The sequence below is a fragment of the Lysinibacillus sp. VIII_CA genome (assembly GCF_049943995.1).
Taxonomy (GTDB): domain Bacteria; phylum Bacillota; class Bacilli; order Bacillales_A; family Planococcaceae; genus Lysinibacillus; species Lysinibacillus pinottii.
The window spans coordinates 84,718-100,300 of the sequence record NZ_JBNFXM010000007.1 but is presented as its reverse complement, the minus strand read 5'-3'; the positions used below and the strand labels follow the sequence as shown (position 1 = coordinate 100,300).

Here is a 15,583-nt window from a genome sequence, read left to right as displayed (position 1 = left end):
AAAATTGTATTTTTTTCCTTAAAACAGCCATGTTATGCATTAATTTTCTCTAATAGTTCTTCTACATAATGCTGTACAGCTTGTGCAGCAATACTGCCATCACCAGTCGCTGTAACAATTTGACGAAGTGATTTTTCACGTACATCTCCCGCTGCAAAGATACCTGGAATTGTCGTTTCCATATTATCATTTGTCAGGATATAACCAGCATCATTTAAAATACCTAAAGATTCGAATGGCTTTGTTAAAGGTAGCATACCGATATACACAAACACACCATCTGTTGTAAACTCTGACTCAGTTCCATCCACAGTTGATTGCAATGTAACACTGCCCACTTTACCATTTGCTTCATTAATTTCTTTTACTGTAGCATTCCAAATGAAATCAATTTTGTCATTGGCAAAGGCACGATCTTGGAGGATTTTTTGTGCACGTAATTTATCACGACGGTGGACAATTGTTACTTTATCAGCAAAGCGTGTTAAATATACGCCCTCTTCTACAGCTGAATCTCCGCCGCCAACAACTACCAGATTTTTTTGTTTAAAGAACGCACCATCACAAACTGCACAGTAGCTGACACCACGGCCGCCAAGTTCTTTTTCACCAGGCACACCCATTTTTTTATACTCTGCACCAGTTGTAATAATAATGGCACGTGTTTTATATTCTTTTGTACCTGATTTAATTGTTTTAAATTCTTCCCCATCGATGATTTCTGTGACATCACCATAGGCATATTCTGCACCAAATTTTTTAGCATGGTCAAACATTTTGGTAGACAGCTCAGGCCCTAAAATAGTATCGAAACCAGGATAGTTTTCTACTTCTTCAGTGTTGGCCATTTGTCCACCTGGGATTCCTCGTTCAATCATAAGCGTTGACAAATTAGCACGTGATGTATAAACAGCAGCAGTCATCCCAGCAGGGCCTGCACCAATAATGACTACATCATAAATTTTTTCTTCCGACATAAATACTTCCCCCTAAACAGAATACTTTTTATCTTCATTCAACAAATAGTAGTGAAAGTGTAACGTCACCTACATATGATCCCAACTTACAATAGAGGGGATGAAGATAAACCATTGGCAACTAGCAAGGAATAACAATCGAACGCAATGTTGCCAGGGCAAATTAATGATAACGTTAGTATGTTCATCGTATGTGAAAGTATAAAGTTATTCAACTATGTTGCTCACACACTAATTATGACTGCTTGGTAAAAAAGCTAAAATTTCATCAATATACTTCGATAAAGTGGCAACAGATACTCCATATTGTTGAGCTATTTCTTTTTTTGTTACTTTGAGCATTTGAGAGGATCTAAATAGATAATCATTTGCTCCTGCAATTGCAACAGGATTTGTAAAACGGTAATTTTGAATTAAAGCTTGTTCACACAGGACAAACCACATTTGAAACATAGGTACAATCAATGTTGATAATTTGCCGTACTGCTTTAATAAAATTTCTGGCACATTTACAGCACGCAGAAAGCTTGCCTCTACTTTATTTTTCTTATCAAATTCATGTCCAAGTGCATATGCTAAAAATAATTTCTCAAAAGCACCGAATTGCTCAATATTAACCCATTTAGGATGGGCGATTATTTCTTGCTTATGAGCCGTAGCTTTTAATAAAAACAGACCAAAGATGCGCTCACTTAAATAGCTACTTTCTAATTTTTCAACGATGAAATTCCGATCATGTTCCAACGCGTCTAGCGCAAATTCGTTATCATGTTGGCGCCAAGGCTCAAAGCCTTCTTTATCTGGATCTACCTCTAGCAGTTGACCCCAAGCACTTTTGGAAACCTCCTCATGCCCTGAAAAATAAGCGGCATGAGATAACCAAAAGTAAAAGCCCGCGTCGCCTACATAGCCTCTTTTTTGCATACTGCGCAACCATTTATAAGCTAATTCATATTGCCCTATTAAAGCTAATGTAGCACCTAGTTTATAACGATGCTCCCATGTATATGGCTGAATTTTAACAAGCACATTTAATAGCTCTTGCAAATCCTCTTCATTCTTTTCGTAATACGCAATCACTGTTAAGTTACATAGTGCATGTAAGTTTCCCTTATTTTCACGTAATACGGTATGTAAGAGAGCCTTTGCCTGTTCCTCTTCTCCCACATAAAAATAAGCAAGTGCAAGATTATTATACGCCGACCAAAAGGCTGGGCGATCTTCAATTAAATCTTCTAAAATAGTAATAGCTTCAGGAAAGTCGCCTTTTTCCATATGACGGCGAGCCTGTTCCTGACGATATAAATCTTCACCAGATCCTTCAAGCTCCTCAAACTCATCTTGCTCAAATGCAACAAATTCTAAAATTTCTGCTGCTTCATCTGCATAAGCACCTTCAGGCTCTAACTGCAAATACTCCTCAGCAAAGCGTTTCGCATCCTGCATGATTCCTACACAGCCTGATACTTCCGCCATGTAAAAAATAATTTCTGGATTATCGGGATCAATTTGATAGGCACGACGAAGCAAATCATACGCTTCTTCAAAACGTTGACCTTCTAACTCTATAATAGCAAGCTGCAAGATTATCATAGGATCATCAGGGCTAAGATCAACTGCACGCTGCAAATATTTATAGGCTTTATTCATTTGTCCACTGTTCATAGCTTGAATTGATTTTTTATAATAATAGTCGCCTGTTGGAATGAACGACACTATATTCGATTGGTTCTTATTTTGACGTTTCTTTTCCAATACATTTCCTCCGAAACAAGAAATAAGGAACGTATTAAACGTTCCTTTACACAGTAAACCCTATTATACCACACAATTTATAATATGCTGTTATTTCTCCTCGTGACGTTTTTTCAACACATCTAGGACATCATATATACTTACTTTTTGTTCTTGTAGTAATACTAGAAGGTGATAAATTAAATCAGCTGCCTCCCACTTTACTTCTTCGGCATCGCGATTTTTTGCCCCAATAACCACCTCTGTTGCTTCCTCACCTACTTTTTTACAGATTTTATCGATGCCCTTCTCAAATAAATATGTAGTATAAGCTCCCACAGGCATTTCCTGTTCTCGCTTTTCAATTACACGGACAAGTTTTGCAATTATTTCTACAGAACCTACCTCAGTATTTTGCTGTACAACCTCCGTAAAGCAAGAAGCTGTACCGTTATGACAAGCTGGACCTTCTGGTAATACTTCCACAACTATTGCATCATAATCGCAGTCTGTTTTAATTGCTACAACCTTTTGCGTATGACCACTTGTGGCACCTTTATGCCAAAGCTCCTGACGTGAACGAGAATAAAACCAAGTTTCACCTGATTCCATTGTTTTAACGAATGACTCTTTATTCATATAAGCCACCGTTAATACTTCTTTCGTATTGGCATCCTGTACTACTGCCGTTACAAGACCTTTCTCATCAAATCGAATTCGCTCTATCATCTCACTGCCACTCCTTTTGCACGTAAGTATTCTTTCACTTGGTCTACGCTTGTTTCTTTATAATGGAAGATAGAAGCTGCAAGTGCTGCATCTGCATCAACTTCTTCGGCTAATACTTCGTAAAAATGTTCGGCATAACCTGCCCCACCACTTGCAATAACTGGGACTGACACAGCCTCTCGTACCGCTTTTGTTAATCCCAAATCAAAGCCAGATTTTTCTCCATCTTGATTCATACTAGTTAATAAAATCTCACCAGCTCCTAAACGCACCGCTTCCTTTGCCCAGTCTATAGCTGACCAAGTAGTTTTATTGCGCCCACCATGTGTATAAACCATCCATGTACCGTCCTCTTCACTATAGCGAGCATCGATTGCTACCACGATGCATTGGGCACCAAAGAAATCAGAGCCTTCTTGAATAAGGGAAGGGCGCTCTAAAGCAGAAGTATTGACAGAAACTTTATCCGCACCAGCGCGTAAAATACGCTTCATATCATCCAACGTTCGAATACCACCACCAACTGTAAACGGAATCGCTAGAGTAGCTGCTGTTTGTTGGACAACCTCTATCATTGTTTCGCGGCCTTCATGTGAAGCAGATATATCTAAAAATACAAGCTCATCCGCGCCTTGTTCATCATAAAATTTTGCTAGCTCCACTGGGTCACCAGCATCACGAATGGATACAAATTGTATCCCTTTTACAACGCGTCCCTCCTTGACATCGAGGCAAGGAATAATTCGTTTCGTTAGCATGATTTCACTCCTTTCAGCCATTGCTCTAATAAATATACGCCCAGCTCACCTGATTTTTCAGGGTGAAATTGCATACCTGTCACAGAACCTTTCGCTACAATACCTGGAACTTGTATACCACAATAGTCTGCATAAGCAACAAGTTCAGACTTCTCAATATTAGTGGCATAAAATGAATGAACGAAATAGACATGCTTTGCAGGAGCACTATTTTCTAACCAAGCAGGACGATTCGCCATAACTAATTCGTTCCAGCCCATATGTGGCACCCGATATGCTCGCCCCTCATTTGTGCCACTAAATCGCTTAATATGTCCTTTAAAGAAACCTAAGCCATTTGTTGGTGTGACCTCATCACTTTTTTCAAATAATAATTGCATCCCTAAACAAATGCCTAAAAGAGGGCGATGCTGGCTTTGGGCATTTTTTAGATAACAATCTAATTTTGTCTCTGCTAAACGCTTTCTAGCATCTGGGAATGCACCAACTCCTGGTAATATGAGTGCATCTGTAGTATCTAGCAATTGTTGATTAGCTGTCACTATGACCTCACAGCCAAGTCGATTCAAAGCTTGTACCACACTAAATAAATTTCCCATACCATAATCAACCACACCTATTTTCACGTTAACAGCCCCTTAGTCGATGGTACTCCTTTAACACGTGGATCAATTTCTACCGCAGCATCAATCGCCCTAGCTAAGGCTTTAAAAATTGCCTCAATAATATGGTGCGTATTATGCCCATAGGGTACAATCACATGTACATTCATTCGTGCCTCTAAGGCAAATTTCCACAAAAATTCATGCACTAATTCTGTATCAAAAGTTCCCACCTTTTCTTTTAAAGGGGGCACTCGGTATTCTAAATGGGGGCGATTCGAGCAATCAACCACCACCTGCGCAAGTGCATCATCCATAGGTACAAATGCCGTTCCATAGCGTTTAATGCCCTTTTTATCACCAAGTGCTTCTCGAATAGCTTGCCCTAACACAATGCCTAGATCCTCCGTTGTATGATGATCATCAATATAGGTATCCCCATTCGCTTGGATGGTCCCATTAAAAAGACCATGCTTGATAAATAAATCCAGCATATGATCCATAAAACCTACGCCCGTTTTAATATCTGCCTTCCCTTCACCATCTAAATCGATGGCTACTGAAATTTGCGTTTCATTGGTTGTTCGCTCTACTTGTGCATATCGTTTCTTTTCCGTCATTGTACTATTCCTTCTTCCATCCGCGAGATTCCACTGCACGTGCATGGCCCTCTAAACCCTCCATACGTGCGAGACGTGCAATTTTTGGTGCATGCTCTTGCCAAGTTTTTTCACTGTAATAAACAACACTTGATTTTTTCACAAAATCATCTACGTTTAAGCCACTAGCAAAACGTGCTGTGCTATTAGTTGGTAACACATGATTGGTCCCCGCAAAATAATCACCAACAGGCTCTGAACTATAACGACCAATAAAAATACCACCTGCATGCCTTATTTGTTCAGCGATCGCCTCAGCATTATTTGTCATAATTTCTAAATGCTCCGGTGCTAATGAATTAATCGCTTCCACTGCATCTGATACCGTTTCAGCTATATAAATGACCCCAAAATTTTCGATTGAAGCACGCGCTACTTCTTGACGTGGTAAAATCTCCAATTGTTTTTCAACTTCTTCAGCTACCTTTTTGGCCAATTCCTCTGAGGTCGTGACGAGAACAGCACAAGCTAATCGGTCATGTTCTGCTTGAGATAACAGATCTGCAGCAATTTCGTCTGGAAATGCAGTGTCATCAGCTAGTACTGCAATTTCGCTAGGTCCCGCAATCATATCAATGGCAACTTCCCCAAATACCTCCCGTTTAGCAAGGGCTACAAAAATATTTCCTGGGCCTGTAATTTTATCGACTGGTGCGATGGTCTCTGTGCCATATGCAAGAGCAGCAATTGCTTGTGCCCCACCTATTTTATAAATTTCTTCGATTCCTAAAAGCTGAGCCGCCACTAGGACACCTGCTGGCATTTTTCCATCAAGGCCTGCTGGAGAAGCAATCACAATACGCTTCACACCTGCTACCTGTGCTGGAATCACATTCATTAGCACCGATGAGGGATAGGCAGCTGTACCGCCAGGAACATATAATCCTACTGCATCTAGAGCTGTTACTCGTTGACCTAGCCAAGAACCGTCACCTAGCTCTAAGCGATAACCCTGTCGTGACTGTTGTTCATGATAAAGTCGAATATTTTGAGCTGCTTCCACCAAATCCTGATAGAGTTGTTGGTCAAGAGCATTTACAGCTTCTTGTATTTCCTCCTTCGTGACACGCAGGCTTGTAGGCATATACCCGTCCCAACGTTCTGTATAGGCACGTAACGCTACGTCTCCCTGTGTCCTCACATCTGTTAACACCTGTCTTACAACTTTTAACTGTTCCTCATTTCCACCTTCAAGTGGTCTTTTTAAGGAAATACCCTTTGCTAGTTTAGTTATTTTCATTGAATTAAACCCCTTCAGTTACTCATATGTAGCTAGATATGATTACTTTTTTGTTCATTCACACATTTCTTTAATCGTCTAACAAGGTCAATGATGCGCTCACCCTTCATACGATAGCTAACCGGATTAGCAATTAACCGAGATGACACAGTCGAAATAAATTCATATTCAACTAAGCCGTTCTCTTTTAATGTACGTCCTGTAGAAACAATATCGACAATTCGGTCAGCTAAACCAATCATAGGTGCTAATTCAATAGATCCATTAAGCTCAATGATTTCGACTTGCTCCCCGATGCCTTTATAGTATTTCATCGCAATATTCGGATATTTCGTCGCAATTCTAGGAGCAATTTCATTCATATCTGTATTTGGTAAACCAGCTGACGCGATATAGCAATTACTAATATTCAAATCCAGTAATTCATGTACCTCTCTCTGTTGCTCTAACAAAACATCCTTGCCAGCAATACCGATATCCGCTACGCCATGCTCAACGTAGACAGGCACATCCATTGGTTTAGATAAAATAAAGCGAATTTTCTCTTCTGGTATTTCAATCATTAATTTACGCGACATTTCGACCTCTTCTGGTAAATGAAAACCTGCCTTCAATAACATCTGATAGGCCTCTTCAAAGATTCGCCCCTTTGGCATTGCAATTGTTAATTCATTCACTACCAATTTCCTCCTGTCCAACTACAACTACTTCCGTAAAGTGAGCTAAAAAGGCTTCTTCATCGACTAGGCTACTACGCAACTGTAAAGTAGCTAATTTCCCTGCTGCCCGCAATGTGTTTACCTTTATTAAAGCTGCCTCAAATTGTTCTTCATCAAAAAGCACAACAGTTGCTTCTTGTTGCATCTCTGATTGCCCATGTAATGTTTCCAATAAACGATCGACACGAATGCTAAATCCCGTCGCACCAGCCTTTGATCCAAACACCTCTAACAATCCATCGTAACGGCCACCATTTCCTAATGGAAAACCACTACCTAAGGCAAATACTTCAAAAAGCATACCTGTGTAGTAACTCATATGACTTGAGAGTGTAAAATCAAACGTAACATAAGCAGCTAAGTCGGCCATTTCCAATAATTGAGCAAGCTGTTGCATATATACTAATGCATCATTTTTACGAACATATTTTTCAATATCGCGGATATCCTTCACATCCATTGCTTCTTCAATAAACTGGAGGAGGGCATCTGCTTTAGCTTTAGGTAAATTAAATGAATCTACCGCTTCTTCAAATCCAACATAATTTCGGTGGACAAGTAATGTTCTAAGGGTAGTTTGCTGTTCAATACTCTCTGTGTAATCTTGTAAAATGCAGTTTAGTATGCCTGCATGTCCAATCGTTACTTTAAACGCTTCTAGTTTTAAGTGCTTTAAAAGCTCCATTGCTGTCACAATCACTTCTGCATCAGCAAATACAGATTGGTCCCCTATTAATTCAATACCCATTTGATCGAATTCTGCTGGTCTCCCCCCTTCTGCTTCTTGTGCACGAAAAACACTTGCGAAGTAAGCTAAACGTTGAGGAATCATTTCTTTCAATAATTTCGAGGTGGCCACCCGAGCAATCGGGGTTGTCATATCTGGTCGGAGCACTAATGTATTTCCCTGACTATCTACAAGTTTAAATAAATGGGTATCAGCGATCGCAGAAGCTTTTCCAACTGTATCAAAATATTCAACAGCAGGTGTTTTAATAAACTCATATCCCCTTTTAGTTAAAAAATCTCTACCTGTTTGTCTTACCGCTTCAACTTTTTCAAAGATTTGTGGAAAGGTATCACGCATTCCAAGTGGCTTTTCAAACATTTTTATTGACGACATATGAACACTTCCTCACATTCACTTTAATTCACTAGAGTATTAGAGAATTAGATTATGAAAGAATTTTAACTTATTTCTGTTAAACAGTCAACGTATTCCCTCTAATTATCTAAATCTTTAAATTACTTTATGAAGAAGGTTGCAACTACCTGAAAATCTAAAATTAAAAGATTTGACGAGTAAATACCAACAAATAAAAGCTACTCCCAATTTTGGGAGTAGCTTTAGCTTTTTAGATATATGAATTTGATTATTTTTTAGGTGTACACCATTGCACAACTTCATGACGCTTACGCTCTGCCATTTGTTCTGCTGTATAAATAATTTGCATCGGATTTCCTCCTGCTAGACAGCCAGCCGGCACATCCTTATGTACAAGAGTTGCGGCAGAAACAATGGCACCATCTCCAATTGTCACACCTGGTAAAATTGTAGAATTCGCACCAATCATTACTTCATGGCCAATACGGACATCCCCTAAACGATATTCCTCTATTAAATATTCATGGGCTAAGATGGTCGTATTAAAGCCAATTACTGTATTATCCCCAATAAAAATACGCTCAGGATACATAGTATCTGGCATAACCATTAACGCTAGTGAAGTTTTTTCACCTATGGTCATTTTTAAAAATGTTCGATAAAGCCAGTTTTTCACACGTAAAAATGGTGTGAAGCGTCCAATTTGAATGACAATGAAACACTTCATCACCTTCCAAAAGGACACCGTGTCGTAGATTTTCCACAGTGAATTTGCTCCTTCGACACGGTAACGTTCTGTTTTACGCGCCATCTAACTTACCCCTCTTTCACAATATCCAATAAATCCGTCATATGATGCAATATATACTCTGGTTGGAACTGCTGTAAGTATGCCTCGCCTTTAATTGCCCAAGCGACACCAGCTGCTCTGACTCCTGCACGATGTCCTGCTTCAATATCATGCGAGTTATCTCCAATCATAATTGCATCATCTTTGTTGATCCCTAAACGTTCCAATGCAAGTAAAACTGGTTCTGGATCTGGCTTCACATTATGCACATCATCTGTTCCAATACGCACATCAAATAGGTGTGTAGCCCCAAGAATAGATAGCCCACGATCAATCGTATCATTCCGTTTTGTCGAAACAATCGCCAAACGAATCCCTTGTGCTTTTAATTGCTCTAATGTTGAGACAACGTCTGGGTATTGACTAACAAGTTCATCATGATGCTCTATATTCCAAGCTCGATATTTGGCTATCAAAGCTTCCTCTTCACCTGGTGCAATGTCATTAAATGTCTGCTTAAGTGAGGGACCAATGAATTTCAAGCAATCTTTTGGCGAAAATTGCCCGGGAAATCTCTCATTTAAAACATGCATAAATGTTTGAATGATTAATTCATTTGTATTCAGTAAAGTTCCATCAAAATCAAATAGTAGTGCCTTTACAGCCATATGTTACATCTCCTTATTTATTATCTAAGTATTTCATGGCTGGTTTAACCTTTATTCTACGATAAATAATGGCTCCAAGACCTACTACAATACCTATAATAGATACAATTTGAGCTGAGCGTAAATCACCGACTAGGTAAAGACTATCTGTACGCATTCCTTCAATGTAGAAACGACCAATGGAATACCAAATTAAATAACTGAAGAAAATTTCCCCACGATTTAAATTTACTTTTCGTAATATCAGTAAAATAATCAGCCCTATTAGATTCCAGACGGATTCATATAAAAATGTAGGATGTACATAAGTACCTAATTCTTCAATATACATTTGATTGATAATCCAATCTGGTAACATTAAATTTTCTAAAAATTCCTTTGAAACAGGCCCACCATAAGCCTCTTGGTTCATAAAGTTACCCCAGCGACCTATAATTTGTCCAATTAAAATACTAGGTGCTGCAATATCTGCTACTCGTAAGAAGCTTACATTTTTAATACGAGTAAATATGTAAGCCGTCACAAATGCTCCAATTAACGCACCGTGTATGGCAATACCACCATTCCATATCTCAATGATTTTACCTGGATTTTCACTATAGTAATCCCATCTCATTGACACATAATAAATGCGCGCACAAATGATGGATATCGGAACAGCCCACAATAATAAGTCTGCAAGAAAATCTTCAGGCAATCCTCGCTTTACGGCCTCTCGTTGGCCTACCACATACGCTAAAATAATACCCGATACGATGAGCAATCCATACCAACGAACTGGAATTGGCCCCAAATGAAAGGCAATCGGGTTAATTTGTAAAAGTAATAAATCCATCTTTTGCTCCTCTCCAATTATCTGTTACCAAAGATCGGTAAACTTTTAATCATCTAATACATCGTTCGACGAAATAACTTCATCTAAACGTCTTGAAAATTCTTCTGCCGCATTTACACCCATTTTCTTTAATCGATAATTCATCGCTGCTACTTCGATAATTACAGATACATTTCGTCCTGGTCTTACCGGAATTGTTAATTTCGTCAATTCTGTATCAATGATCTTCATCTTTTCTTCTTCTAAGCCTAATCGATCATATACTTTTTGTGGGTCCCAAATTTCTAGCTCAATAATGAGTGTAATACGTTTATATGGGCGGACTGCACTTGCACCAAATAGTGTCATAATATCAATAATGCCGATGCCTCGTATTTCCAATAGATGCTCTAAAAGAGGAGGGGGACTACCAATTAATAAATTTTCTGATTCTTGTCTAATCTCGACACAATCATCAGCTACTAAACGGTGACCTTTTTTGACAAGCTCAAGTGCTGTTTCACTTTTACCCACGCCACTTTTACCAATAATTAGTATGCCGATGCCATACACATCCACAAGTACACCATGTGCAGCTGTCATTGGTGCTAATCGGCCCTCTAAATAGTTGGTCAATCTACTTGAAAATTTGGTTGTTGTCATATGTGTTTTAAAAACAGGAACATGCTTTTCGTTGGAAGCTTGAATCAGCTCCTCAGGTACTTCTAAATCCCGAGAAATTATAATTGCAGGTGTATCTTGGGAACAAAGTAAGCGCATCCGTTCAAGCTTAACATCTGTTGGTAACATTTCAAAAAAGGATAGCTCCGTTTTGCCAAGCAATTGTACCCGATTGGCTGGATAATGCGTAAAATACCCGGCCATTTCAAGTCCTGGCCTTGAAATGTCACTTGTCACAATCGTTCTGCCGATTCCTTCCTCGCCTGCTAATAACTCTAACTTAAATTTCTCCATAACATCTCTCGTTAATACTACAACCAATGAAAAAGCCTCCAATCAATGGATAAAGTTCTCCTTATTTTAGCATGTCTATGTATAAAAGAAATGTATTTACTCTTAATGAAAAAAACTAGCGGCTCTCCAGTCCGCTAGTTTTTGAATTATTATTTTTTAGTAGCTAACCATTTAGCAACTGCTTCAGCATCTGCGCCTTTTACAATTCCTCCAGGCATGCCACCTTTACCATTATTAATAATATCTAAAATTTCCGATTCCGATAAACGAGAACCTACATCGTTTAATGCTGGTCCATTGGCACCTTGTAGCTCGCCACCATGACATGTAACACATGATTTCATTGCGATAGCTTCTCCATCTGGAGCAGTGGCACCTTCATTGTTAGTTGCCTCTTTATTTCCGCCTCCACAAGCTGCTAAGAAAATTGCTGAACCGAACACTAATGTTAACATTGCCTTTTTCATTAGTACCCCTCCTCATAATCGATAATTACCTTACGCCGCCATTATACCAAAATTATGCACGTTTGAAACCTTCTCCTAATACCTCATAGGCATCCGAAACAATGACAAACGCTGATGGGTCAACGCTTTTAATGAGTTGTTTCAGCTTTGTGAATTCTGTCTGATAAACAACAACCATAAGAACTGGTCGCGCTTCTCCTGTATAGCCCCCAAATGCTTGTAACTTAGTGACACCCCGATTAATTTCAGCATAAATGGCTTCACGTACTTCATCTTGTTTCAACGTAATAATATAGACCATTTTTGATTGGCTAAAACCTAGCTGAATAATATCAATCGTTTTGGTTGTTACATAAAGTCCAATCAGGGCATACAAACCTTTCTCTAAATCAAAAACAACTGCTGCACTAATCGCTATGATTCCATCTATTAACAGTACACTTGTACCAAGCGTTAATCCTGTATACTTCGTAATGATTTGCGCTAGTAAATCAGTGCCACCAGTAGAAGCATTCCCTTTAAAGACTAGTCCTATTCCTAAACCAACTACAATTCCCCCAAAAAGAGCTCCAAGCAAAGGATTATCCGTCCAAGGCTCCCAACTATTTGTTAGCAAGACAATAAACGGTAAAGTAATCGTCCCAATAAATGATTTTATGCCAAATTTTTTGCCGAGTAATAAAACACCAGCAATAAATAGTGGAATATTAAAGGCATATTGCACAATACCTGGATTCCAGCCAAACAAACCATGCAAAATTGTACTAATTCCACTTACCCCTCCGGAAGCAACCTGATTTGGTAATAAAAAGACATTAAAACCAATAGCAATCACTGCCGCTCCTACAATAACATACACATAGTCCACAATGTTTTCCCTAACATCATGTTTCATTTCCCCACGCCCACTTCAACTATCAGAATTTTTTAAAGACGAAATGATTATAGCAAATACTTTACACATTGAGAACTTCATCTTGATGAAGGGATTAGCTATTGTTGAGGATAAAAAATAAGCTATCTTAAACGGACGTAAGATAGCTTATTGTAGGAGTAATAGGTATTTATTTAAAATGATTTTTCTGCCCATTCCATTGCCTCATAATATAGATGATCCATATCGTTGAGCTGGATATTTAATTGAGCACTTAGTTCCTCTAATCGTGCCCAATCTAATTTTCCTAGAGCGATACTGAATTCTAGAAATGACGTCATATCTGTTTCATGCCCTAAGATTGTATTGGTAATATCCTCTGAAAATGGTAGCTGATGCAATATGACACTCATGGGTCTTTGCAGTAATGTATCAATAAGTGAGAACATACCTACTAGAAAATATTCCGAAAAATTCTTTTTATAGGATAGCTTGGCTAACTTCTCACAAACTTTTGCTCGAAACAAGGACATACACATTACTTCTTTAAAAAGGTCTGAGTCCGCATCAATATCAATTTCTCGCATCGCTAATAGATAAATCCATTTACGTAAATTGGATATTCCTAATAACACAATCGCTTGTTTTATAGAGCGTACTTTAGATTTTGAACGCTTAGAAGAATTATTAATCATTTGTAATAATTTATACGTCAAAGAAATATCTCGTTCGATATTTTCTGCTAATAATTGAATATTTGGTTCTTCTTCTTTTAACAACGAGATAATATGAATATATTGTATCGTATTAGCAGGGATATCTGTTGCTTTTATGATTTGAGGCTGTTCAAAGAAATAGCCTTGAAATAATACGTACCCAGAAGATTTAGCCACTTCAAATTGATGACGAGTCTCTACTTTTTCTGCAAGCAATTGAATATGTGGGTAATTTCCCTTAACTTTATTTTCAATTTCCATTCTTTTGACCATCGATGTTGCTAGAAAATCAACCTTTATAAAATCAACTTGTTCAAATAATTCATCATAGATGTCAACCTGTTCATCCATAATAAAATCATCTAATGCAATTTGAAATCCATAATTTTTTAGCTCCACCACACGTTTCACTAATTGAGATGTCAGTGGAACATCCTCTAAAATTTCAATGACAACTTGTGAAGGATTTAAAAATTCATGAATGGAGCTCATTAATAAGTTATCAGTAAAGTTAACAAAACCCGGCTTACCCTTCGTTACTTCTTCAAAACCAATTGAAAGAAATGAGTTCACCAGTACATCAATAGTTGCTGCATCTGAATCAACCATTGGAAAGGCATTAACGTTTTTTCCACGATATAACAATTCATACGCAACGACCTGTTCGTGAAGATTAAAAATAGGTTGCCTGCCAATAAATACTTCCATTTCGTTGCCCCCATTTCTCCACATTCTAGTTATTAATAGTATAACATTTTTTACGACCTGATGCTTATACTTCAATATAATTTATCATCACCATTGAAGATTTTCTATATCTTTTTTCTACCTAAAAAAAGACAGTCCCAGTGATGTTGTATCACGTTAGGACTGTCCAAACTATTTGCCAACCTTGGCTTTTATCGCACCTATTACCGCAGGAACGACAGAGATAAAAATAATCAATATAAGCACAACTGAGAAGTTATCTTTAATAATAGGGATATTACCGAAGAAATAACCTAGTAATGTACAGCTGAATACCCATAAAATAGCACCTAAAATATTATAAAGTAAGAAGTAGCTATAATTCATTTTACTTGCTCCCGCTACGAATGGGATAAATGTACGAATAAATGGCATAAAACGAGCTATAACAATTGTTTTTCCACCATGTGTATTGAAGAATTTTTCAGCTGCTTCCATACGTTCTTTTTTAACAACTCTTCCGAGAAGACTCTTTGGAGGAATCGACGTCCCAACTTTATGACCAATATGGTAATTCATTGTATCACCTAAAATGGCCGCTGCTAAAAATACTGGTATTAATATCCACATATCAAAGGCTCCCATTGCAGCAGCCAATGTACCACTAGCGAAAAGCAATGAATCGCCCGGTAAGAATGGGAAAATAACGACGCCTGTTTCTACAAAAACAATGGCAAATAAAATAAGATAACTCCAATTGCCAAAATCACGAATGATTTCTTCTAAATGCACATCTATATGCACAATAAAGCTTATTAACTCTTTAATGAGTTCTATCATGTTTTTGTATGCTCTCTTTCAATAGTATTTTTACCTAAAAGCTTTGACGTAGCCTTACATCAAAGGGTTCCAGTTTTGTACATCTTTTTACATTACTTCCTCACTATATGACAAGCTATTGAAAAGTATGTAGAAGATTTCACAAGTTTGATTTTATCACTTACAGATAACTACTCTCAACTCATTTTACTATTATACGAATAATGTACACAAAAAAAGAGCTACCATT

17 protein-coding genes are annotated in these 15,583 nt (G+C 38.0%); all 17 read right to left on the bottom strand.

The features are described 5' to 3' along the window. Window positions 1-32 precede the first annotated feature (32 nt). Window positions 33-977, bottom strand: a complete 945-nt coding sequence (gene trxB, locus ACP3VS_RS11850; RefSeq protein ID WP_012292230.1) for a thioredoxin-disulfide reductase — start codon at window positions 975-977, stop codon at window positions 33-35. Between the two features lie 231 nt (window positions 978-1,208). Continuing rightward, window positions 1,209-2,732, bottom strand: coding sequence for a tetratricopeptide repeat protein (locus ACP3VS_RS11845; RefSeq protein WP_031417798.1), 1,524 nt, complete (start codon window positions 2,730-2,732; stop codon window positions 1,209-1,211). 90 nt (window positions 2,733-2,822) lie between these two features. Then, window positions 2,823-3,440, bottom strand: coding sequence for a bifunctional phosphoribosyl-AMP cyclohydrolase/phosphoribosyl-ATP diphosphatase HisIE (gene hisIE / locus ACP3VS_RS11840; protein WP_031417799.1), 618 nt, complete (start codon window positions 3,438-3,440; stop codon window positions 2,823-2,825). Continuing rightward, window positions 3,437-4,198, bottom strand: a complete 762-nt coding sequence (hisF, locus tag ACP3VS_RS11835; RefSeq protein WP_426388790.1) for an imidazole glycerol phosphate synthase subunit HisF — start codon at window positions 4,196-4,198, stop codon at window positions 3,437-3,439. The genes hisIE and hisF overlap by 4 nt, the downstream gene beginning before the upstream one ends. Then, entirely contained in the window at window positions 4,192-4,824 is a 633-nt protein-coding gene (gene hisH / locus ACP3VS_RS11830) for an imidazole glycerol phosphate synthase subunit HisH (RefSeq protein WP_012292226.1), read from the bottom strand. The genes hisF and hisH overlap by 7 nt, the downstream gene beginning before the upstream one ends. Further along, entirely contained in the window at window positions 4,821-5,420 is a 600-nt protein-coding gene (hisB, locus tag ACP3VS_RS11825) for an imidazoleglycerol-phosphate dehydratase HisB (RefSeq protein WP_012292225.1), read from the bottom strand. The genes hisH and hisB overlap by 4 nt, the downstream gene beginning before the upstream one ends. A 4-nt stretch (window positions 5,421-5,424) precedes the next feature. Continuing rightward, a complete protein-coding gene (hisD, locus tag ACP3VS_RS11820) occupies window positions 5,425-6,699 on the bottom strand; it encodes a histidinol dehydrogenase (protein ID WP_036217819.1) in 1,275 nt (424 codons plus the stop codon). Between the two features lie 32 nt (window positions 6,700-6,731). Beyond that, window positions 6,732-7,376, bottom strand: coding sequence for an ATP phosphoribosyltransferase (gene hisG / locus ACP3VS_RS11815; protein ID WP_012292223.1), 645 nt, complete (start codon window positions 7,374-7,376; stop codon window positions 6,732-6,734). After that, window positions 7,369-8,541 (bottom strand): ATP phosphoribosyltransferase regulatory subunit, encoded by a 1,173-nt coding sequence (locus ACP3VS_RS11810; protein WP_031417804.1) that lies wholly within the window; start codon window positions 8,539-8,541, stop codon window positions 7,369-7,371. The genes hisG and ACP3VS_RS11810 overlap by 8 nt, the downstream gene beginning before the upstream one ends. Before the next feature lie 250 nt (window positions 8,542-8,791). Then, window positions 8,792-9,334 carry an acyltransferase gene (locus ACP3VS_RS11805; protein ID WP_012292221.1) on the bottom strand — a complete coding sequence of 181 codons (543 nt, stop codon included), beginning with the start codon at window positions 9,332-9,334 and terminating at the stop codon, window positions 8,792-8,794. Between the two features lie 5 nt (window positions 9,335-9,339). Further along, window positions 9,340-9,981, bottom strand: a complete 642-nt coding sequence (gene ppaX / locus ACP3VS_RS11800) for a pyrophosphatase PpaX (RefSeq protein WP_012292220.1) — start codon at window positions 9,979-9,981, stop codon at window positions 9,340-9,342. 13 nt (window positions 9,982-9,994) lie between these two features. Next, window positions 9,995-10,816 carry a prolipoprotein diacylglyceryl transferase gene (gene lgt / locus ACP3VS_RS11795; RefSeq protein WP_012292219.1) on the bottom strand — a complete coding sequence of 274 codons (822 nt, stop codon included), beginning with the start codon at window positions 10,814-10,816 and terminating at the stop codon, window positions 9,995-9,997. A 45-nt stretch (window positions 10,817-10,861) separates the two neighbouring features. Then, on the bottom strand, window positions 10,862-11,797 hold the full coding sequence (gene hprK / locus ACP3VS_RS11790; protein ID WP_031417807.1) for an HPr(Ser) kinase/phosphatase: 936 nt from the start codon (window positions 11,795-11,797) through the stop codon (window positions 10,862-10,864). Between the two features lie 122 nt (window positions 11,798-11,919). Next, on the bottom strand, window positions 11,920-12,237 hold the full coding sequence (cccB, locus tag ACP3VS_RS11785) for a cytochrome c551 (protein WP_031417808.1): 318 nt from the start codon (window positions 12,235-12,237) through the stop codon (window positions 11,920-11,922). 52 nt (window positions 12,238-12,289) lie between these two features. After that, window positions 12,290-13,132, bottom strand: coding sequence for a YitT family protein (locus ACP3VS_RS11780; RefSeq protein ID WP_031417809.1), 843 nt, complete (start codon window positions 13,130-13,132; stop codon window positions 12,290-12,292). Window positions 13,133-13,305: 173 nt separating this feature from the next. Then, a complete protein-coding gene (locus ACP3VS_RS11775) occupies window positions 13,306-14,535 on the bottom strand; it encodes an EAL and HDOD domain-containing protein (protein ID WP_012292214.1) in 1,230 nt (409 codons plus the stop codon). A 171-nt stretch (window positions 14,536-14,706) separates the two neighbouring features. Further along, window positions 14,707-15,351 carry a VTT domain-containing protein gene (locus ACP3VS_RS11770; RefSeq protein WP_031417811.1) on the bottom strand — a complete coding sequence of 215 codons (645 nt, stop codon included), beginning with the start codon at window positions 15,349-15,351 and terminating at the stop codon, window positions 14,707-14,709. Window positions 15,352-15,583 lie beyond the last annotated feature (232 nt).